This is a genomic window from Winogradskyella sp. MH6 (assembly GCF_022810765.1).
Classification (GTDB): domain Bacteria; phylum Bacteroidota; class Bacteroidia; order Flavobacteriales; family Flavobacteriaceae; genus Winogradskyella.
Window position 1 is genome coordinate 391,489 of record NZ_CP094494.1, and the last position, 20,396, is coordinate 411,884.

A 20,396-nucleotide genomic window follows, 5' to 3' on the forward strand; every position below is an offset into this window, starting at 1 on the left:
ATCTATCGTCATGAAAAAAATATTATTACCAACGGATTTTTCGGATAATGCATGGAATGCCATTACATATGCATTACAACTATATAAAAATGAAAAATGTAATTTCATTTTATTGAATACGTATACTCCCATTATGTATCAGGTAGAGTTTATGCAATCTAGCGAGCCTCAGTTTCAGCTTATGGAAGCTGTTAAAGAAACCAGCAAGAAAAAACTTCAGGATTTAGTGGGAAAAATAGAAACTGAGTTTCCTAATCCTAATCACCATTTTACAACCATTTCATCCTTTAACACACTTACAGGTGAGATTAGCGAATTGTATGAAGGCAATGTAATGGACCTTATAATTATGGGTACTAAAGGAGCATCTGGCGTAAAAGAAGTTTTATTCGGATCTAACACTATGCACGTACTTAATAATGTTAAGTGCCCTGTAATTGCTATACCTAGCGATTTTAATTTTGAAAGACCACACGAACTGTTATTTCCTTCAGATTATGACATTGAGTTTAACGACCAGCACTTAGATCCGCTTATAGATATTGCTAATCTGTATAACATTCGTATCAATATTATGCATGTGCACTATGGGGAAACGTTAACGGAAAGACAAGAAAGCAACCGACAAAAACTAGAAACAAAGTTTAAAGGTATTGCACATTTATTCCACAATATTAAAAATAAAAATATACCAGAAGCAATTACAGAATTTCAGATAAAAACACGTATTAACCTGTTAGTGATGATTAACAATAAGCATTCTTTTTTTGAAAATCTATTCTTTAAATCTAACATAAAACATATAGGTTTTCATCTTAATGTGCCTTTTATGGTTATCCCATCGCAACTGTAATTAAGACTGATTATAATCATTTCAAAACGTAAAAGTTAAAAGTAACTTTTGCTGAAAGACTAAAGCTAATCGCCATGAAAAACATACTATTACCAACGGATTTTTCGGATAATGCCTGGTGTGCAGCCGTATATGCACTTAAGCTCTATGAGAAAGAAGAATGCACATTTTATTTTCTACATTCTTATAAAATGAAAACTTCTGCAATGTCTAATATTTCAAATAAATTATTGAGATATATGGCAGATAATGCAAATCAAGAGTTGTTAGATCTTAAAGACATGGCAGAAAGAGCCAATGATAACCTTAACCATAACTTTGAGATTCTACTTAGTGCAGATGCTATGGATAATGCTATTGATATGGCTATAAACAAATACAATATAGACCTCGTTGTTATGGGAACAAAAGGTGCTACTGGTGCCAAAGAGATTTTTATGGGTAGCAATACCGTTAAGATTATTAATCACGTAAAGTCTTGCCCTATTCTTTTAGTTCCTAATGAATTTGATTTTGAAGAACCAAAACAAATTACATTTCCAACAGATTTTAATCGGTTTTATGGAGAAGAATTATTGCATCTGAAAGAACTCTCTAAACTTTATAATTCTAAAATTAGAATACTACATATTAATAAAGAAAAAAATCTAAGCCACCAACAAGATTATAATTTGGCAATGCTAAAGGCCTATTTAGAAGATTATCCGCATACCTTCCACTGGATGCCAGATTATAGTAAGAAAGAAAATGCAATACAGGATTTTATTGAAGAACTGAATACAGAGATTTTAGTAATGGTTAACTATGAACACAGCTTTATAGAGAGCATTATAAACGAGCCTGTGATAAAGAAAATAGGTTTCCATGCCACAATACCATTTTTTGTAATTCCGTCTTCTGCTTAGATTAATAAACGATAGACTCAAAAAACGACAACTTAAAACATACAATCATGAGGCATAAGATATTATTACCAACAGACTTTTCGGACAATGCTTGGCATGCTATAGATTATGCCACTAAGCTTTATAAAAATGAGCCGACCGATTTCTACATCCTCAATGTATTTTCTGCAACAGGAAACCTTGTAGAGAGTTTAATGAAACCTCAAACAGGAAGTGATATTTACGAATCTAAAAAATGGGATTCAGAAGATGGATTAGCTAAAGTTTTAGACAAGTTAGTACTAACAAAGAAAAACAACCCGAAACATCATTTCAAAACTGTATCCATGTTTAATAACACTATTGATGCTATTAAAGAAATTGTAGATAAAAAGGATATAGAAATGATAATAATGGGCACTAAAGGCGAAACGCACTCCAGAGCTACTGCCTTTGGTAGTACAGCAATTTATGTGATGGAAAAAGTGCGTAATTGTCCAGTCATTGTAGTTCCGCTAGAAGCGGAAATAAAACTACCTAAAGAAATTGTTTTTCCTACAGGTTTTGAAGTACCATACAAACGTAGAGAGTTGGTTTACCTAACAGATATTGCTAAAAAATCTGAGGCATCAATTATAGTTTTACACGTTAAGGAAAAAGATGAATTAGACGGTAATCAAAAAGATAACAAAGCACTTTTAGAAGAAATCTTAGAAGGCTCAACATACAAACACCATACATTATCGCATAATTCAGTAATTGCAGCAATAAATGTATTTGTTGAAAGTAGAGACAGCGATATGGTAGCCTTTATCAATAAAAAGCATAAGTTTTTTGGCAGCATACTTACTAGCCCATTGGTTAAGGAAATTTCATTTCACTTAAATGTTCCAATACTAGCGATGCACGATCTTAGAAATTAAGTTTTAGAAATTACCTAGACCAAAAATGTTTTAGGCAGCATTTTTTTAATTGAATTGAAATGCAAAACGATGGCATCATAATAACCAAATCATCAGGTGATAAAGTAAAATTTTCACTTAATAAATTGCGCTCATCCTTAAAACGAACTGGAGCAGATAGAGAAACCATAGACCAAATCATAGATAAGGTTAGAGATGAGTTGTATCAAGGTATTTCTACCAAGGAAATTTACAATAGAGCATTTGCCTTACTAAAGAAAAAGAAAAGTCATTTTGCTTCTAAATACAAACTCAAAAAAGCCATCTATGAATTAGGTCCAACAGGATTTCCGTTTGAGCGTTTTGTCGGAGCCGTTTTAAAGTACTCTGGTTATAATGTGAAAATTGGAGAAGTTTTACAAGGCAAATGCGTCACTCATGAGATTGATGTTGTAGCGCATAAAGGCAATGAAACTACAATTATTGAGTGTAAATTTCATGGTGAGCAAGGTATTAACTGTAATGTAAAAGTGCCACTATATATCAACTCGCGCTATCAAGATGTAAAAGCACATTGGAATGCAAATCCTAAAAACGGAACAACCTTAACAAAAGCTTGGGTAGTAACTAATACCAGATTTACAGAAGATGCCATTCAATACAGCAAGTGTTGTGGACTGTTTTTACTAAGTTGGGATTATCCTGAAAACAACGGATTAAAAGACCGAATTGACCGTTTGGGACTATATCCAATTACCGTTTCAACCTTACTATCTAACAGAGAAAAACAATTTTTATTAAGCAGAAATGTGGTTTTATGCAGAGAGCTGATACACGATAAATTCTATCTAGATCATTTGGGAATTTCTGATGCCAGAAAAGAAAAAATACTAAACGAAATCTCAGAACTCTGTACCATTAAAAGTGAATAGTCATGGAAAAGTTTGTAAAGGTTAATTTTTTAGGTGCCTCTGGTGTAGTTACTGGTTCAAAGTTTTTAATAGAAACCTCTGAGCAAAACATTTTAATAGACTGTGGTATGTTTCAAGGTTTAAAAACGTTGAGAGAACTTAACTGGTCTAATCTTCCTGTGGATGTTAAATCTATAGACATTGTACTTTTAACGCATGGTCATCTAGACCACGTAGGTTATCTACCAAGACTTTTAAAACAAGGCTTTAGAGGCAAAATTGTGGGTACAGCACCAACATTGGCCATTGCCGGAATTATTCTAAAAGACAGCGCCAAAATTCACGAAGAAGAAGCCGAAAAAGCCAACAAAGAAAAGTACACCAAGCACCATCCTGCTTTACCGTTTTATACCGTTGAAGAAGCAGAAGAAACCATTAAATTATTTCATACAGAAGTAGATGATAAATGGATCTATTTATCCGAAAACATCTCATATCGCTTTCAATATAATGGTCATATTATTGGTGCCATATTTATAGAATTAGATATTGATGGTAAACGTTTTGTATTCTCTGGAGATATAGGAAGAACCAACGATTATTTACTTAATAACCCAAAAACACCTGAATGGGCAGATTATCTGTTTATTGAAAGTACCTATGGCAACAAACTACATCCAGAAGAAGATGTAGAAACCATTTTAGAAGATATCATCAAAGAAACGATTCAGAAAAAAGGGAATCTCATCATACCGAGTTTTGCAGTAGAGCGTTTACAAACACTGATGTATATTTTATGGCAATTGTACAAACAACGTAGAATTCCCAACATTCCTATTTTTATAGATAGCCCTATGGGAAACAACGTTCTTGAGGTCTTTAAACGTTTTCCTAAATGGCACAGACTTTCAACCGAAGATTATCATGCCATGTGCAATCATGTAAACATTGTACAATCTTACAGAGAAACCTGGGAAACCATAGATGACAAGCGCCCAAAAATAGTTATTGCTGGTAGCGGAATGGTTACAGGAGGACGCGTTCTCACTTACTTGCAACAACTTATAGATGAACCTTCAACTACTGTGCTTTTGGTTGGTTACCAAGCCGAAGGTACACGAGGACGACAACTAAAAGAAGGTGTGCACGAAATTCGATTTTTCGGAAAATATTATCCTATAAAAGCCACTATAAAAAGTATCGAAAGTCTTTCTGCACATGGAGATCAAGAGGATTTACTCAATTGGATGAAAACCATTAAAAACATTCCCGAAATGGTCTATCTCATTCATGGCGAGCCAACAGCCTTAGATGCCTTTAGATCTAAAATTGAAAACACTTATGGTTGGCGTGTAAAAATCCCTCAATTGACTGATGTAGAAAAACTCATTATTTAATTTTGAACAACTTGCTTCAAACTGATCAAAATCATTTCAAAACCATCTTTAGATCAGTAAATTAGAGACAGTAAAATCGAAGTTTAACACTAAAAATTTAGAGCTATGTCACTAATTAAATTTAACAACAGACAACGCTTGTTCCCAAGTTGGACAAATGAGGGCTTAAAAAATTTTTTAAGCAGCGATGATTTCTTTAACAACGACTTTTTTGAAGAAGATAGCTTAATGCCAGCTATGAATGTTAAAGAACATGATGATGATTTTGAAATAGAGTTTGCAGCTCCTGGTTTCAACAAAAAAGATTTTGAGGTAACTATAGACGATAATATTCTTAACGTATGTGGTGAGAAAAAACATGAAGCTGAAGAAAAAGAAGAAGACTTTACTCGTAAAGAGTTTAGCTACAACTCATTTAAAAGATCTATGACCCTACCTAAATCTGTTAATACAGATCAAGAAGTTAAGGCTACCTATAAAAATGGCATCCTTAAACTAAATCTTCTAAAAAAAGAAGAGGCTAAAGCAAAACAACCTAAAAAGGTTGAAGTTATCTAAAATCTCTTAATTAAGGCAGAGTGTACGTTTAAGACCATACACTCTGCCGATTTAAATTTTATGAATCATGAAAACAATACATACCAATGCCAAACATACCGAATGGCTGAGTGCAGACGAAATGCACTTCGAATCCAAAAAATGGCTTTCAGAATTAGAGTTTTGTAAAGAAGAACAATGGTTTTTTGAAGACTTAATTCGTTCTTATACACTTCAGATTATAGACAACAATCACTTTGATGAAAGTAAAAGACTCATTGATAAACTAACAAAAATTGTAGATCAAACACAGACATTACTTAATGCTGTTAAAAAACATGAAAAAAAATTATCTATAATGGTAGACGGTATAGACCAGATAGAGGAAGAAACAGCATATAAAAATGAACACCGTAATCTTACAGAACTTGTTGATGAATTTAGAAAACGATACAGAGTTCTTAAGGCTAAGTTCTTTAAGTTTATAAAAGCAGTAATGAAAGAAAGTAAACAAAATTACTTATTAGAAAAGGAATAACCTTATTATGAAAAAGCTGATAATTCTAATTTTAATAGCTCTTGTAAGCAGCTGTACCTCAACACAGTTAACAGACAGCTGGAAAAATCCGGATATAGAAACCTATGCTCCTTCTAAAGTTTTGGTTGTTGGACTCACTTCTAATATAGAAGCCAAACAAAAATTTGAGACTAAGCTTAAGGACGAGTTTCTTATGCGAGGTACAGATGCTTATACTAGTTTTGAAGTTTTTCCTAAATCCTTTAAAACCGAAAAGCTTACTACAAATGAATTAGATTCTCTAGAACAACAGCTTTCACAAGATGGTTTTGACACCATCATCTTCTCAAAAGTAGTAGGCTCTGAAGATAAAATAGCATATACCAAAAACTTTGATGTGTACGATGAAACCATTATAAAATTTAAAGAAGATTATTTAAGATATCAGGACAGTTTCTACAATCCTGAATATTATGAAGAATACACGGTTTACCATGCAGAAACTTCAATATTTTGTATTTGCCCAACAAAAGAAAGTGAACTACTCTGGAAAGGCTCAATAAACATTGTAGACCCTCAATCTATAGACAAAACTGTAAATGATTACATTAATTTAATCATTGAAACTCTAGAAGTTGAGCAGTTAATAAACCCAATTGCACTAAGCACTGAAAAGGAAACAAGCTAATCAACTAATTCTATTTGTATAGAATAATGATTTACACATGAAACACAAGTAACGGCACTTTAAGTTTCTTACTAATCTCAGTCGTTGACGAACCTGTAAAGAATCTCTCAAAAAGGCTTTCTTTCTGCACCAATAAGGCAATCGCATCTATATTATGCGTCTGTGTATAAGAATTCACCACATGGTCCATTGGTGTATCACTTACAACATGATATTCATAATTGATATCTTTTAGGTGTTTTTCAATATGCTCAGTATCGCTATGTTCCTCTGGTGAAACTTCATTATTAGGCTTTATTCTCAGAAGGTGTAATTTTTCAGAATATGTATTCGCAAATGTCAACAAATTTGAAAAAGCTTCTCCTCCAATTGAATCATTAAGATCTAGTGGTAATAGTATCTCCTTTGGTGATGTGTATGTAAAGTCTTCTGGAATTACCAGAGTTGGGCAAGTTACCTTTCGTATAACGTTGATTGTATTACTTCCAAATAGCACTTCTTTTGCACCTGTAACTCCGTTGGTTCCCATAACAATTAAGTCAATCTCCTTTGATGCTACAACTTGATTTACAGAATCTGCAAACACATCATGATCTATAAGCATCTCAAAGTTGAAATTTTCATCCTTAGATACTTCTTCTAATTCAGCGACGATGTTTTTCAATCTGTTTTTTGGTTTTTTCACTAGTGAATCATAGATACTTTTATTTCCAGCCACCATTAAATCATCTGTCAAAAACGTATTAGCAGCTTCTACATACAACACAAAAAAATTGTTGCTAGCTCCACTAAACAACTTTAAAGCATAGTGTAAGGCATTAATAGAATTATCTGAAAAGTCGGTAAGTAATAATATATTTTTCATAAACTAAATGTAGTAATCATAATCCAAATTTAGTATGATTTTAGTCATTCTAATTAACAATAGTCTTGAAAATTAAAATCGATAAGGATTAGATTTTTACTAATTACTATGATTTTCTGTTTTAAAAATACAACAGCTCTTTTTTTACTAAATTAGACACTTCAGAACCTGCAATTGTTACTTTAACCGAATTTAATAGTTACTTATGCAAAATTCAAATTCATCAATCAAACCTGGCTTTTGGCAATCTGCTGGCAACAATCCGTTTTGGATAAACGTTGTAAACAACCGTGTATTTTGGTTAGGTATGAATCAAAAAACCAACGATGTTAATTTTGGTGAAAATTGGTGCCATGTTGGTCATGGAACCATAAAGGGCAACAAAATAGAACTCTCTTGGGCTGATATTCCTGCTGGTGAAGATCAATTGTCTGGAAAAATAATCATCCAAATAATTGACGAAACGCATATTAAAGTCATTGAAGATTCTGGTAATTTTGGAAAATCTGAATGGAGATGGGCAGATGCTATTAAAAATTTCTCAAGCTTATAAATTAAATCTTGCTCAAGAAGAAATTAAGCTTTCCATCACTTGTTGCTTATAATTATTGCCAATAGGTATCTCAATTTTTCCAATTTCAATATCGTGCTTTGTAAATGCTGAAATAGCGTCCTTATTAACAATAAACGACCTGTGAACTCTTAAGAAGCGATGATCTAATAATTCATTAAAGGCTGTAATGCTATATTTAGTCATCACACTATCTTCCTTAAGATATATTTTTATATAATCCTTTAAACTCTCTATATACAAAACATCATCAAACTGAATTTTAATGTTTTTTCGGTTAGCCTGAACAAAAACAAAGTCTGTTGACAATGATGCTTCATCCTTTTCTGCTTCTTCAGTTTTTAGCTGCACGCTTTCTAAAAATTTTTGAATGGCTTTAAAAAACCGCTCAAAAACAATGGGTTTTAGCAGATAATCAACCGCATTAAGCTCAAACCCTTCTATGGCGTAATCTCTGTAAGCGGTTGTAAAAATCACTTTAGGCATATTGCTGAGGCTTTTTAAAAAATCGGTTCCTTTAAGAACTGGCATTTCAATATCCAGAAACAATAAATCGATCGAATTTGAAGCCAGTACTTTAGTAGCTTCCAAGGCACTTTCGCAAGATGCCACCAACTCAAATTCATCGAGTTGAGAAAGATGTGTCTCTATTAACTCTCTAGCAAGTTCTTCGTCATCTACAATTACGCACTTATACTTCATTTTGTCTCAATTTTCAAATTAACCTTAAACATTTGGCCATCTTTACGAACCTCTAATATATGTTTATCAGGATAAATTAACTCCAACTGTTTTTTAACATTGCTTAGACCAATGGCTTCTCGATTTTCCTCATCATACTCATGGGTGGAGATGGTGTTTTCAATATAAAAATGAATGACACTTTCTTCTGTTTTTAATCTTGCCTTAATGCTCGCTTCTCTAATTTCCTGACTCACTCCATGCTTAAAAGCATTTTCAAAAAAAGTAAGTAAAAGTAAAGGCGCTATTGTTATTTTATTATCCACATTACTCTCAAAACTTATGTTTACTCTTTTTCCGTACCTAATTTTCTCTAGTGCTATATAGTTACTCAACAACTTGACTTCATCACTAAGTGCTACAAATTCGCTATTGCAGCGGTAAAGTATGTAATCTAAAATCTCAGATAATTTTGCAATCACCTCTGGAGTTTGATCTGATTTTTTAATTGCCAATGCATACAAACTATTAAGAGTATTGAACAAAAAGTGAGGATTCAATTGATTTTTTAACGCATTAAGCTCAGCACTTCTTTTTTGCTCACGTAATTCTAAAGTTTCTTTTTGATGATGGTAATTACGTAAAGCCATAAGTAAAACAGCAGGTAGAAAAAACCAAATAACATTGCGTACAAAATAATAATAGTCTGTTGCTCGCCACCAAAAGTCTACTTCTTTGGGTACTTTATAAAATTCTGGAAATATCGTTTCAAATCCATAGTAGCGCAAAAAAGTGTACAGTACAAAAGAGAGATATAATGTTGCAAAAGTGGCTAAACCAAAAAGTATTTTACCCCATTTATTAAGTATATATGGCACCAATACAAATATCATAGTATAGGCCACAAACATTTGTGGCAGTAGCTTGGTAGCATAAGCACATGTATAGGCCAACTTCATTTCTTGATAGCTTATAGTTGGCAGTACAGAAAACAAGAACAAGAGTATCCAAAAAATGGCATGACTCGCAACCGTATTCAATATGCGTTTAATTTGTAGCATCTAATAAATTTACACCAAACGACTAACTTAAAGAATTTTCCTTTACACAATTACTTTAATAGATAAATAAGCATTAGAAGTAGATGAAAACATAATCTACGTAGCCAAAAACCCTTCTTGCAGACAACTCCCTTTCTATTTGCTAAAACCTCTTGTACATCTACTTTTAAATTGGAGAGCAACTCTATAATGTTTATTTGCATATCATCAAATACTCAAAAAAAATGAATAGACACATCATATCTCTGGTAATTCTTTGTTTTTGCTTTGGTCTACAAGCACAGAATCAAAAGCGCAAAAAACATTTTAGACACATTAGATACAATCATGTTTCTCTACATGTACCTCTTATGGGAATATACCCAATATCACAACAGGAAGCGGACTCTACTTCGCATTATGTTTTTATCTATAACGACAAAAAGCAGCTCGTAGAAATTGAAAACCATCATTATAATACACAACGCCAACATCCACTAACAACATTTGGTGCTTACCGAATTGTATTTACATATAATGGTAACCAAGAAACACGAACATTTCAAGATCCAAACGGTAAATATGTTACCAACGATAGAGGTGTTTACAAAGAGGTATATACAAAGAACAAAAATGGTTTTATAACTGATTTGAATTTTTACGACTTAGAAGACAACCCTATGCTTTCTAACTGGAATATAAGCCGATACCATTGGAAAAAATACAAAAAAATGGTAATTGAAAATCGGTATAACTTAGAAGGTTCAACAGTTAATATTTCACCTTACTTTGAGTTTGGTACTACCGGAATTGTATATAACAAAAAAGGATTTCCTAAAGCCAATTACAACCTAGACAAAAATCTAAAACCTGTTGAAAATGCTTCAGGTGTAGCCTCTTATCATGATACGTATGATGAAAACGGCAACCACATTAAATATGAATATCACGACAAAGATGACAACCTTACAATAAATCAATGGGGTTTTTCCATTGGAGAAAAAAAATACGATGCCAAAGGAAATCAAACTGGTAGAGCAGTATATGACGTTGACAACAACTTACTCAATGAAAGAATTGATTTCTCTAATGTTTACACTAAGATGGCCTCTCCTATTTCAAAGGAGGACTCCACTGAAATAAAGCGGATAGCACTAGGCTATTTAATCGCGTTGCAACAGTTAAAACCTAAGCTCATGGAAGAAGTAATGCACCAACAACTAGCAAAACGTACTATCGGATATGATTTTAGAGAGAAAAAGGAAACTATTAGAGAAACTACCCACGAGCAGATGCTGAAATTTGCTGAATCTTGGAATAAATCTGGAGCAAAATTCCCAACAAATCCTAAAAATCATGTGACAATATTAGATGCATACCAAAAAGCCGCTTCTGTAAAACTAGTATCAGATAACTGGGTTGAATATTTACACTTAGCAAAAGTTAATGGGCAATGGAAAATTATCAATCTATTATGGCTTTATAAAGATTCTCGAAAGAACAATTATTAATTTTATATGCGCATACAATTTTCAAACCTGAACCCATCTAAATGAATTATTTAAAAAAACATTTCAGTCTGCTACTGTTGATAGTTGTAGCATTTTCGTGCTCTCATTCTACCAATACAGATGCCATACGTATTTTATTTATTGGAAACAGTTATACCTATTTCAATAGCTCCCCTGAATTGCTAAAAGCATTAATACAGGAAAAGCATCCAGAAAAAGTTGTAGAAACAAAGTTGATTAGTGATGGTGGCATGACCTTGGCCCATCATTGGAAGGACAACAGAGCGTTAGAAGCTATTCAATCTGGTAAATGGGATTACGTTGTGCTACAAGAACAAAGCAAACTCGGAATGGCTGTTATGATCGATAAAGACATCTTTTTCGGGCAAACAAACAAGTTCTTTGAATACGCTCGAAAGTTTGATGCTGAAGTAAAAAAAGCTGGATCTAAAACTGTATTCATGATGACCTGGTCGGTTAAAGATCGGCCAAATGAGCAAGCAATTTTATCGCATGCTTATGCCTCTATTGCTAAGGAGCTAGATGCAATTGTGGCACCTGTTGGTTTGGTGTGGGACCATGTTCGATCTAACCCCAATATTAACCTATATGCCAATGATGGTAATCACCCATCTACTGCTGGCTCTTATTTAATAGCCTCAACACTTTATGGAACATTGCTTGGCGAAGATCCGATAGGATTATCAGGAACGCTCACAGGACATCGATTATCCAATAGTGGCGAACCTTCTTCCAATCAAGAGCAATTGGTCGATCTCAATACTGAGGACGCTCAACTGATTCAAAATGCAAGTTGGAAAGTAGTAAATGCTATACAAAAAGCAGATGATTACCTCAATTTCGAAAAGCCCGATCCAACCTATACAATTCCTGTACTTGCCAAGGGCGAAAAAATTGAGCTTGCCAATATTACCGGTAGATGGTTTGGCACTAGCACATATGGCTCTGACTATCTAGGCCAAATCATGAAAATTGAAAACATGGATGGGAAACCTAAAGTGAGTCTCTCATTTTATTCTCCTCATGCACAAGATTGTATGAATATTACAGACGCAGTAATTGAAGAAAATGAATTGATACTGACCCAGTATGACTCATTAAGAAATCTAAATTCAACAATTCGAATTTCTTTGAATAAGGAAGAAATGACTGGTATTTTAGAATCTACTGGTGTATTAAAAATTTACAAGCATTTAAACTTTTCAAAAGAACCAGTACAGAATGAAATAGACCTTTCAGCGGTTAATGTACTAATGCAATCCTTCGAGTCCAACACTTTAAAGGAGAGCTATGTGAAAGCTGCAATCAAACACTATGAACAATACAGTCAATTAATTGGGGAAACCTACAAGCCCGAAGAATTTTATTTGAATGCTGAAGGATACAATCTACTGCGTGAAGATAAAGTGAACGATGCTCTCGGTATTTTTGAGTTAGCCATGATTTATTATCCTCAGTCAGTAAACACATACGATAGCTATGCTGAAGCTTTGATTATGGCCGGACGTAAAAATGAAGCATTAGCCATTTACGAAAAGGCGTATGAACTAGCCAAAAAAACAGGTTATAAAAACATAAACTACATAGAAGCGAATTTGAACAAATTGAGAAACAACATGGCTGTGGATATAGACAGGGAATTACCTCCTCCACCTCCGCAATAGGCGCATGATAATAGATAATTTTATTAATAATACTACAATATCATGAAAAAATTTACTGTAATACTATTCTGCTTGATTTCGGCTATCAGTGCAAACTATGCTCAAGAAAACAACCAAATTAGCATAGGTTTTAAAGACCAACTGTTTTCAAATGTCTTAAATGAGAATAGAGAATTTTGGGTAAATCTTCCGGAATCCTATTACGAGGAAGGTGCATCATACAAGAGGTATCCTATATTAATAGTATTAGATGGAAACATTCATTTCCAATCCATAACAGGGATGGTAGATTATATGAGCGCTGGGCATAACGGCAATCTACAAATTCCAGAAATGATTGTGGTGGCTATTCAAAATGTTAATAGACGAAGAGATTTCACACCTGATAAAATTATTACCAAAAGGAAAAACGATACTGGTGGAGGGGAAAAATTCCTAAGTTTTTTAGAAAAGGAACTCATTCCTAATCTAGACAAAAAATACAGAACCGAACCCTATCGTATACTTTTTGGACATTCTCTTGGTGGATTACTCGCTACGTACACTTATATGAAGGAGTACACACTTTTTAACGCCTTTATTGCAGTTGACCCAAGTTTTGGAACATGGGATTCAGAAACCATGGACAGTAAATTAGATTCATTAACAGAACAGTCTTTTAAAAGATTTATTTACATCGCTACGGCCAATTGGGGAAAAAGGAATATCAGAAATCGTGATAGACATGTAAGATTTTATGAATCATTGAATAGTAAATGTGAAGGAATTTTTCCTGCTAAACTAGAATATTTTGAAAATGAAAATCATGGCTCCGTGCCCATTTTAGCTTTTTACAATGGCATATCTGCAATTTTTGAAGGCTATGGAGTATACTATCGAAACATATTGAGCACAGAACAGCTAACTCAGCACTTTGAGAAGCTTTCTAATCGACTTTCATGGAATGTAAAACCACCTGAAGCACTTGTTAACCGAATTGGGTATTACTGGTTACAAATGGGTAAAGAGAAAGCATTAGAAATGTTTAAACTCAACACTCTACTCTACCCTCAGTCGTATAATGCTTATGACAGTTTAGCTGAGGCAAATATGACCTTAGGTAATACTGAGCTCGCTATTGCAAATTATGAAAAATCACTAGAGCTAAATCCAAATAATGAAAATGCAAAATCAATATTAAAAACACTTAAAAAATAGTGCTAACAATGATTTATAAAACAAAACTAATTTGCGTTTTAAGTTTGGCTATATTTATTGGCAAATGTTCTGAGCCAGCTGATAACTTTACAGTTACCAATGTTTCAGAAAATGTTTACAGCATTGTTTCTCCATCCATTGGATTACCCACTCCTGAGAACAAAGGCTGGAATTCTAATGTTCATTTTATAGTTACTGGTAAAGGAGTGTTGCTTTTTGACACGGGTTCTTCTGAGTTAATTGGAAATAAAATTAAGAGTACCATCAAGTCTATTACAAACCAACCTGTTCGCTGGGTGATTAATTCGCACAGTCATGCAGACCATTGGTTAGGTAATGCAGCATTTGCTGATGCAGAAATTATTGCTAGCAACCAAGCCTTTGAAACAATGAAAAAGTATGGAAAAGATGATGTTGCATTTTATGCTAAAGTAACCAATGGCACAATTGGATCAACGAAACTAAAGTATCCTAATCTATTGTTACACGAGCCACAGAAACGTACTTTCGGAGGACTGGAAGTTGAGTTCATTTTCGCTAACGATGGCCACTCTGAAGGCGATGTTTTAATGTGGTTGCCAGAACAGAAAATTATCTTTGGAGGAGATGTATTGAGTTCAGATTGGATGCCAATAATTACCAATTACAGCAACCTTTCGAATTTAATCAATACGCTTCAAACTGTAGCAAAGCTAAACCCTTCTGTTGTGTTGACTGGACATGGAAATGTAACAACAGCAGCGTCCGTATTAAGAGACGTTCAATTATTATCGAGTGTTTGTGAGCAGGTAAAACTAGACTATGAAAAAGGACTTACACCTACTGAAACACTATTAAAGGTATCGGCTAATCTTGGTCCAAAATACGAACCTCTATATAAAGATTTTGAAACAGAAATTGAGCGTTATATTAACCTTATGTACCAATTCAATAAGAAAATAAGAAGTGAAAACTAGTTTTAAAATTAAGTATTTAAAGCAAAAAACAAGCACAATATACCTGTAGATATATCTTTATGAATAGTTACTTTCTAAATGAGAAGTTTTCAAACTCTCATACTTTTAGAGGAACTAAATCTCATTCCACTGAGCTCAATACAAACTTCTCTTGCAAAACCTATTATAACAAAATAAAAAAAGAGCTAACATTACTGTTAACTCTTTGCTTAGTAGAGCGTACAGAAAAAATATCGAACCAATTATTACAAGAAATCAATAAATTTAATCAGTTAACTGAACTTTGAACAAAAGTCATCATTGTGAAAACAAAAAAATGCATCATATTCTTATAGTTGTTTTAAGCATTACAGTAATAACATGTATCTATAGTTGTACAACGCAGATAACATATAATTAAGGTGTATTACTAATGGATTCTATAAATTACAAGATGGAAACGACAATATCAAAGCGGTAGTATGGACTTTCCACTTGCTATGTGTTTCCTTAAATCTTCAAGAGTCGTATGTTCTAACCTTTGTTTAATCTTATGTTTTTCTTCATAGACCAAATGATGTAACGAACATGGATTATCACTATTACATTTCTCAAGACTCAATAAGCAAGAGTTTAACCGCTCTTCACCATCAACCGCTTCTATAATTTGCATGACATTAGTTTGAAACTGATTTTTTGTTAAATAGAACCCTCCTTTGGGACCTCGAGTTGAAGATATAATATCTTTTTTGGAAAGAGCTTGTAAAATTTTGGCAATATATGCTGATGGTACATTGATTGGTTCCGCTATATCTTTTATGACTAACTTATTTACCTCACTAGAATTAACCGCAAGAAAAAGACAAGCTTTTATAGCATACTTAGCTGTATTAGAAAACATAGTAATATAAATTTAGAAGCTAAAATAAAAAAGACATTTTTATCTTAAATATGATTTTTATCATAAAATATCGATTCTATCCTTGCTAAATTTGCTCTAATTTAATTTAAATCTTATGAAAACAATATCAAAAATTTGCATTTTAGCTTTAACGCTATTTCTTTTCAATTGTGGAGGTGACACTAAAAAAAAGGAAGATCCTTATGCTAAAAAAACACCTGAAAAAACAGAAAAAAAAGAACCAGCATCAAAAAGAGTTGAATTAACTAATAAAGGTGTTGGGCCAGTTTCTAAAGTAGATTTAGCACTTGTAGTGGACCATGAAATGGCTGCCAACGGAAAAATAATATATGAAAAAATGTGTACAGCATGTCATAAACCAGACAAAAAACATATTGGACCTGCCCCAAAAGGTATATTATCACGACGCTCACCTGAATGGATAATGAACATGATTCTAGCACCTGAAAAAATGGTAAAAGAAGATCCTTTAGCAAAGGACTTATTAATTGAGTTTAATGGATCACCTATGGCTAATCAAAATTTAACCAAAGATGAAGCTAGAGCTGTCCTTGAATATTTTAGAACACTCTAAACTTCTCGTTTAATTAAATGTTATAACCATGAAAACACTAATCAAATCACTATTACTCTTTGCTTTTTTGGGATGCTTTATAGCATGTAATAATTCAGCAAAGTCATCTGAAGACAATGCCCAAACCACAACCAATGACACATCTAACGAAAAAACCGGACAGGCCTTTATAAAAGATGAAGGAGGTACACCAAATGCACTACAATTGGCAATGCAATCAGAAGACCATACAACATTGGTTACCGCTGTACAAGCTGCTGGCGTAGAAAATGCACTAGTCAATGTTGGGCCTTTAACGGTTTTTGCACCTAATAATACAGCATTTTCTAAAATTGACGAAGCTACCTTAAACGATCTTCTAAAACCGGAAAACAAAGGCAAATTAGCCTTAATACTAACAAACCATGTAGCTCCAAGTAATTTTCCTGTTGAGATGCTGAAAAAGAACGCTGAAAAAAATCGAAAACTTTACATGGCCTCTGGAGAATATGTAGAGGTTACACAGCAAGATGGTGACTTATACGTTGGCGGCACCAAAATTATTGCAACAGTCAACGTGAGTAACGGTTGGGTACATATTGTTGAAGACGTTATTCTTCCAAAAAACTAAAACTATTAACTAAATAAATCATTAAAAATGAACAAACTAAGCAAATACGTATTAGCTATTGCTGTCTCGGCTTTTTTAGTCAATTGTGGCAATAACAACAATACAAAAAACTCAAGTGCTATGACTTCTAGCAAGGCTGAGAAAGTTTATGTAGCACCTGGCGAACACGATGAGTATTACGGCTTTATGTCTGGTGGCTATAGTGGAAACATTACAGTATATGGCATACCAAGTGGACGAATGCTAAAAGAAATTCCTGTATTTTCTCAATTTCCTACTTCTGGATATGGATACTCTGAAGAAACAAAACCTATGTTAAATACTTCGTTTGGATTTGTTCCATGGGGAGATTCTCACCATCCAGACATTTCTCAAACCAATGGAGAGTTAGATGGCAGATGGATTTTTATCAATGAAAACAATACTCCTCGTATTGCAAGAGTGAGTTTAGCAACATTTGAAACTGAAGAAATCATTGAGATACCAAATAGCGCAGGTAACCACGCTTCTTCATTTATTACGGAAAACACAGAATATATAGTTGCTGGTACTCGATTTGCTGTACCAAACCCACAAAAAGATATGCCAATTAATGAGATGAAAGGGAAATTCAAAGGCCCATTATCTTTTGTAAGCATTGCTGATAACGGTAGGCTTAACTTAGATTTTCAATTAAACATGCCTGGCTTTAACTATGACCTCTCCCACCCTGGACGTGGAAAATCTCATGGTTGGTTCTTCTTTACAAGTTATAACACAGAAGAAGCAAACACTCTATTAGAGGTAAATGCATCACAAAATGATAAGGATTTCATTGCTGCAATTAACTGGAAAAAAATTGTAGAATATGTAAAAAACGGTGGAGGAACCAAAGTTGATGGAAAATATGCACATAACATATATGACGAAAAGACACATACTGCAACATCTACTATAAAAGAAGGTGTTATTTCGGTTGACCCAAGAGATGTAGAAGGTTCTGTTTTTTATATCCCAATACCTAAGTCTCCTCACGGTTGTGATGTTGACCCAACAGGACAGTATATTGTAGGTAGTGGTAAATTGTCTACAGATTTGAGCGTTTACGATTTTGATAAAATCCAAACCGCAATTGCCAATAAAGATTACGAAGGTGATGCTTATGGAATACCTATTTTAAGCTATGAAAATACTCTAGCAGGTGTTGTACAACAGCCAGGACTAGGGCCTTTACACACAGAGTTTGACGGCAAAGGAAATGCTTATACGACTTTCTTTATTTCATCTGAAGTGGTTAAGTGGAAATTAGGTACTTGGGAAATTTTAGACAGACAACCAACATTCTATTCTGTAGGCCATCTAATGATACCTGGAGGAAACTCTCGTAAGCCTTTTGGTAAATATTTAATTGCCATGAATAAGATTACAAAAGACCGTTACTTACCAACTGGTCCTGAGTTAGAGCACTCTGCTCAACTGTACGACATATCTGGTGACAAAATGGAACTCTTATTAGACTTCCCTACTCATGGAGAACCTCATTACGCTGCTGGTATTAGAGCTGACATCATAAAGGAAAAAAGTAAAAAGTACTATGAATTGGCTGAAAACGAACATCCTTACGTAGCTAAAAGTGAAGCAGATGCAAAAGTTACTAGAAATGGTAACGAAGTTCATATCAACATGACTATGATACGCAGCCACTTTGCACCTGACAATATTGAAGGTATAAAAGTTGGAGATAAAGTGTACTTCCATCTAACAAATCTAGAACAAGATTTTGATGTACCGCATGGTTTCTCAATGATTGGCGCTAATACTTCTGAAATTCTAGTAATGCCAGGTCAAACCAAAACAATTGTTTGGGAGCCTAAACGCGAAGGTGTATGGCCTTTCTATTGTACAGATTTCTGTTCTGCATTACACCAAGAGATGCAAGGATATATAAGAGTATCTGGGAAAAATTCTAACACTCCTCTAAAATACACTTTAGATGAATAAAATGAGTTAATAGTTTTAGTGTTAAATATCAATTAACTCAGACATGGGCGAGTGTATTGCTCGCCCATAATTTTTAAAATAAATTAAACATGAAATCCGCTAGTATATTAATGATCATAGGTTCCGCATTGCTTTTAGGTTTATTTATATTTCCTTTGTGGAGTATATCTCTAGAAGCACCTCAATATCCAAGTGGTATCGGTATGAATATTCACTTAGATGGGTTAGTAGGAAAAGAAAAACACGATTTACAGAACATTGATGGACTAAACCATTATATAGGTATGAGCAAGTTGCCTAAACCAAATGAAATGTGGGAGTTTTCAGTATTTCCAATGGTTGTTGGAGGTATGGCCTTATTTGGTATCTTACTTGGTTTTTTAGGATTATTTAAAGGTATTTCACCAAAGTGGTTTTTGGGATGGCTCATTTTAATGGTTATATTAGGTGTGTTAGGAATGTACGATTTTAATGCTTGGATGGTAGATTACGGTACCAATTTAGATCCTAAAGCTATTATGAAAATGACAGACGCAAATGGTAATCCTTTAAGTTATAAACCACCATTATTTGGAACAAGACATATCTTAAATTTTGTGGCTCATTCTTATCCGCATACAGGTGCCTACATGATGGGATTTGGAATGTTCTTAACCTTTATAGCCTATTGGTTAGGTAATAAAAAAATGAAAACTGTTAAAGCATGAAACGTCTAAGTCTATTAATATTTTTATGCAGCTTTTTTAGTTGTAGTAAAACACCTCAAACTATAAATTACGGAACAGATATGTGCCATTTCTGCCAAATGACCATTGTTACAAAAACACACGCGGCACAAATGGTTACCACTAAAGGCAAACAATATAAGTTTGATGCTATAGAATGTATGATTCGCTTTTTAGAAGACAAACAAGATATTATGGCTTCTGGCAACTTATTCATTGCCAATTACAATCAACCTGGCACAATGATAGATGCAAAAACCGCTACATATGCTGTTTGTGAAGAAATTACTAGTCCTATGGGAGCAAATCTCTCAGGTTTCAAAAATACCGAAACAGCGAAAAAAATCATCAATGGCAGACCAGCCCAATACTATGATTGGGAAGGTATTTTTAACAAAATTAATTGATTGG

The 20,396-nt window shown here is 33.7% G+C and carries 22 protein-coding genes; 18 read left to right on the forward strand and 4 right to left on the reverse strand.

Annotated elements, in window-relative coordinates; all coding sequences use genetic code 11:
* Positions 1–10 precede the first annotated feature (10 nt).
* From MST30_RS01880 to MST30_RS01915, 8 genes are all read left to right on the forward strand, one after another.
* Complete coding sequence (locus MST30_RS01880) at positions 11–853, forward strand: universal stress protein (protein ID WP_243472719.1); 843 nt, start codon at positions 11–13, stop codon at positions 851–853.
* Between the two features lie 74 nt (positions 854–927).
* Positions 928–1,758 carry a universal stress protein gene (locus tag MST30_RS01885; RefSeq protein ID WP_243472720.1) on the forward strand — a complete coding sequence of 277 codons (831 nt, stop codon included), beginning with the start codon at positions 928–930 and terminating at the stop codon, positions 1,756–1,758.
* Positions 1,759–1,805: 47 nt separating this feature from the next.
* Complete coding sequence (locus MST30_RS01890) at positions 1,806–2,660, forward strand: universal stress protein (RefSeq protein WP_243472721.1); 855 nt, start codon at positions 1,806–1,808, stop codon at positions 2,658–2,660.
* A 59-nt stretch (positions 2,661–2,719) separates the two neighbouring features.
* Positions 2,720–3,571: an ATP cone domain-containing protein gene (locus MST30_RS01895; RefSeq protein ID WP_243472722.1), complete on the forward strand. Its 852-nt coding sequence runs from the start codon at positions 2,720–2,722 to the stop codon at positions 3,569–3,571.
* A gap of 2 nt (positions 3,572–3,573) precedes the next feature.
* Positions 3,574–4,947, forward strand: coding sequence for an MBL fold metallo-hydrolase RNA specificity domain-containing protein (locus MST30_RS01900; protein ID WP_243472723.1), 1,374 nt, complete (start codon positions 3,574–3,576; stop codon positions 4,945–4,947).
* A gap of 105 nt (positions 4,948–5,052) precedes the next feature.
* The gene (locus tag MST30_RS01905; RefSeq protein ID WP_243472724.1) at positions 5,053–5,505 is read left to right on the forward strand and encodes an Hsp20/alpha crystallin family protein; all 453 of its coding nucleotides are present in this window, start codon (positions 5,053–5,055) and stop codon (positions 5,503–5,505) included.
* A gap of 67 nt (positions 5,506–5,572) precedes the next feature.
* Positions 5,573–6,022, forward strand: coding sequence for a hypothetical protein (locus tag MST30_RS01910; RefSeq protein ID WP_243472725.1), 450 nt, complete (start codon positions 5,573–5,575; stop codon positions 6,020–6,022).
* 7 nt (positions 6,023–6,029) lie between these two features.
* Positions 6,030–6,689 (forward strand): hypothetical protein, encoded by a 660-nt coding sequence (locus MST30_RS01915; RefSeq protein ID WP_243472726.1) that lies wholly within the window; start codon positions 6,030–6,032, stop codon positions 6,687–6,689.
* Between the two features lie 31 nt (positions 6,690–6,720).
* Here MST30_RS01915 and MST30_RS01920 read toward each other — a convergent pair whose 3' ends face one another.
* Complete coding sequence (locus MST30_RS01920; protein ID WP_243472727.1) at positions 6,721–7,554, reverse strand: universal stress protein; 834 nt, start codon at positions 7,552–7,554, stop codon at positions 6,721–6,723.
* 205 nt (positions 7,555–7,759) lie between these two features.
* On the opposite strand from MST30_RS01920, the gene MST30_RS01925 reads away from it, so the two are divergent.
* On the forward strand, positions 7,760–8,107 hold the full coding sequence (locus MST30_RS01925; RefSeq protein ID WP_243472728.1) for a hypothetical protein: 348 nt from the start codon (positions 7,760–7,762) through the stop codon (positions 8,105–8,107).
* Between the two features lie 12 nt (positions 8,108–8,119).
* Here the strand turns inward: MST30_RS01925 and MST30_RS01930 are convergent, their stop codons facing one another.
* Together MST30_RS01930 and MST30_RS01935 are read right to left on the reverse strand one after the other, a co-directional pair.
* Complete coding sequence (locus MST30_RS01930; protein WP_243472729.1) at positions 8,120–8,827, reverse strand: LytR/AlgR family response regulator transcription factor; 708 nt, start codon at positions 8,825–8,827, stop codon at positions 8,120–8,122.
* Entirely contained in the window at positions 8,824–9,867 is a 1,044-nt protein-coding gene (locus MST30_RS01935) for a sensor histidine kinase (protein ID WP_243472730.1), read from the reverse strand. The genes MST30_RS01930 and MST30_RS01935 overlap by 4 nt, the downstream gene beginning before the upstream one ends.
* A gap of 224 nt (positions 9,868–10,091) precedes the next feature.
* Between MST30_RS01935 and MST30_RS01940 the strand changes: the two genes are divergently transcribed.
* Genes MST30_RS01940 through MST30_RS01955 form a run of 4 tightly spaced genes read left to right on the forward strand, consistent with a single transcriptional unit; the run spans position 10,092 to position 15,195 of the window.
* Positions 10,092–11,357 (forward strand): nuclear transport factor 2 family protein, encoded by a 1,266-nt coding sequence (locus MST30_RS01940; RefSeq protein ID WP_243472731.1) that lies wholly within the window; start codon positions 10,092–10,094, stop codon positions 11,355–11,357.
* A gap of 41 nt (positions 11,358–11,398) precedes the next feature.
* Positions 11,399–13,042 (forward strand): SGNH/GDSL hydrolase family protein, encoded by a 1,644-nt coding sequence (locus MST30_RS01945; protein ID WP_243472732.1) that lies wholly within the window; start codon positions 11,399–11,401, stop codon positions 13,040–13,042.
* Between the two features lie 42 nt (positions 13,043–13,084).
* Positions 13,085–14,239: an alpha/beta hydrolase-fold protein gene (locus MST30_RS01950; protein ID WP_243472733.1), complete on the forward strand. Its 1,155-nt coding sequence runs from the start codon at positions 13,085–13,087 to the stop codon at positions 14,237–14,239.
* Positions 14,240–14,247: 8 nt separating this feature from the next.
* A complete protein-coding gene (locus MST30_RS01955; RefSeq protein ID WP_243472734.1) occupies positions 14,248–15,195 on the forward strand; it encodes an MBL fold metallo-hydrolase in 948 nt (315 codons plus the stop codon).
* 448 nt (positions 15,196–15,643) lie between these two features.
* Here MST30_RS01955 and MST30_RS01960 read toward each other — a convergent pair whose 3' ends face one another.
* Entirely contained in the window at positions 15,644–16,075 is a 432-nt protein-coding gene (locus MST30_RS01960; RefSeq protein ID WP_243472735.1) for an RrF2 family transcriptional regulator, read from the reverse strand.
* Positions 16,076–16,190: 115 nt separating this feature from the next.
* Between MST30_RS01960 and MST30_RS01965 the strand changes: the two genes are divergently transcribed.
* The 5 genes from MST30_RS01965 (at position 16,191) to MST30_RS01985 (ending at position 20,392) form a co-directional block, all read left to right on the forward strand.
* Positions 16,191–16,670 (forward strand): c-type cytochrome, encoded by a 480-nt coding sequence (locus MST30_RS01965; RefSeq protein WP_243472736.1) that lies wholly within the window; start codon positions 16,191–16,193, stop codon positions 16,668–16,670.
* A gap of 28 nt (positions 16,671–16,698) precedes the next feature.
* Positions 16,699–17,280 carry a fasciclin domain-containing protein gene (locus MST30_RS01970; protein ID WP_243472737.1) on the forward strand — a complete coding sequence of 194 codons (582 nt, stop codon included), beginning with the start codon at positions 16,699–16,701 and terminating at the stop codon, positions 17,278–17,280.
* Positions 17,281–17,307: 27 nt separating this feature from the next.
* Positions 17,308–19,260 carry a Sec-dependent nitrous-oxide reductase gene (gene nosZ / locus MST30_RS01975; RefSeq protein ID WP_243472738.1) on the forward strand — a complete coding sequence of 651 codons (1,953 nt, stop codon included), beginning with the start codon at positions 17,308–17,310 and terminating at the stop codon, positions 19,258–19,260.
* 89 nt (positions 19,261–19,349) lie between these two features.
* Positions 19,350–19,967, forward strand: coding sequence for a hypothetical protein (locus tag MST30_RS01980; protein WP_243472739.1), 618 nt, complete (start codon positions 19,350–19,352; stop codon positions 19,965–19,967).
* A complete protein-coding gene (locus tag MST30_RS01985) occupies positions 19,964–20,392 on the forward strand; it encodes a nitrous oxide reductase accessory protein NosL (RefSeq protein WP_243472740.1) in 429 nt (142 codons plus the stop codon). The genes MST30_RS01980 and MST30_RS01985 overlap by 4 nt, the downstream gene beginning before the upstream one ends.
* The last annotated feature ends 4 nt before the right edge of the window (positions 20,393–20,396 follow it).

Coding starts and splice junctions, on each gene's coding strand:
- MST30_RS01880 (WP_243472719.1), top strand. CDS start 11: ATGAAAAAAATATTATTACCAACGGATTTTTCGGATAATGCATGGAAT.
- MST30_RS01885 (WP_243472720.1), top strand. CDS start 928: ATGAAAAACATACTATTACCAACGGATTTTTCGGATAATGCCTGGTGT.
- MST30_RS01890 (WP_243472721.1), top strand. CDS start 1,806: ATGAGGCATAAGATATTATTACCAACAGACTTTTCGGACAATGCTTGG.
- MST30_RS01895 (WP_243472722.1), top strand. CDS start 2,720: ATGCAAAACGATGGCATCATAATAACCAAATCATCAGGTGATAAAGTA.
- MST30_RS01900 (WP_243472723.1), top strand. CDS start 3,574: ATGGAAAAGTTTGTAAAGGTTAATTTTTTAGGTGCCTCTGGTGTAGTT.
- MST30_RS01905 (WP_243472724.1), top strand. CDS start 5,053: ATGTCACTAATTAAATTTAACAACAGACAACGCTTGTTCCCAAGTTGG.
- MST30_RS01910 (WP_243472725.1), top strand. CDS start 5,573: ATGAAAACAATACATACCAATGCCAAACATACCGAATGGCTGAGTGCA.
- MST30_RS01915 (WP_243472726.1), top strand. CDS start 6,030: ATGAAAAAGCTGATAATTCTAATTTTAATAGCTCTTGTAAGCAGCTGT.
- MST30_RS01920 (WP_243472727.1), bottom strand. CDS start 7,554: ATGAAAAATATATTATTACTTACCGACTTTTCAGATAATTCTATTAAT.
- MST30_RS01925 (WP_243472728.1), top strand. CDS start 7,760: ATGCAAAATTCAAATTCATCAATCAAACCTGGCTTTTGGCAATCTGCT.
- MST30_RS01930 (WP_243472729.1), bottom strand. CDS start 8,827: ATGAAGTATAAGTGCGTAATTGTAGATGACGAAGAACTTGCTAGAGAG.
- MST30_RS01935 (WP_243472730.1), bottom strand. CDS start 9,867: ATGCTACAAATTAAACGCATATTGAATACGGTTGCGAGTCATGCCATT.
- MST30_RS01940 (WP_243472731.1), top strand. CDS start 10,092: ATGAATAGACACATCATATCTCTGGTAATTCTTTGTTTTTGCTTTGGT.
- MST30_RS01945 (WP_243472732.1), top strand. CDS start 11,399: ATGAATTATTTAAAAAAACATTTCAGTCTGCTACTGTTGATAGTTGTA.
- MST30_RS01950 (WP_243472733.1), top strand. CDS start 13,085: ATGAAAAAATTTACTGTAATACTATTCTGCTTGATTTCGGCTATCAGT.
- MST30_RS01955 (WP_243472734.1), top strand. CDS start 14,248: ATGATTTATAAAACAAAACTAATTTGCGTTTTAAGTTTGGCTATATTT.
- MST30_RS01960 (WP_243472735.1), bottom strand. CDS start 16,075: ATGTTTTCTAATACAGCTAAGTATGCTATAAAAGCTTGTCTTTTTCTT.
- MST30_RS01965 (WP_243472736.1), top strand. CDS start 16,191: ATGAAAACAATATCAAAAATTTGCATTTTAGCTTTAACGCTATTTCTT.
- MST30_RS01970 (WP_243472737.1), top strand. CDS start 16,699: ATGAAAACACTAATCAAATCACTATTACTCTTTGCTTTTTTGGGATGC.
- nosZ (WP_243472738.1), top strand. CDS start 17,308: ATGAACAAACTAAGCAAATACGTATTAGCTATTGCTGTCTCGGCTTTT.
- MST30_RS01980 (WP_243472739.1), top strand. CDS start 19,350: ATGAAATCCGCTAGTATATTAATGATCATAGGTTCCGCATTGCTTTTA.
- MST30_RS01985 (WP_243472740.1), top strand. CDS start 19,964: ATGAAACGTCTAAGTCTATTAATATTTTTATGCAGCTTTTTTAGTTGT.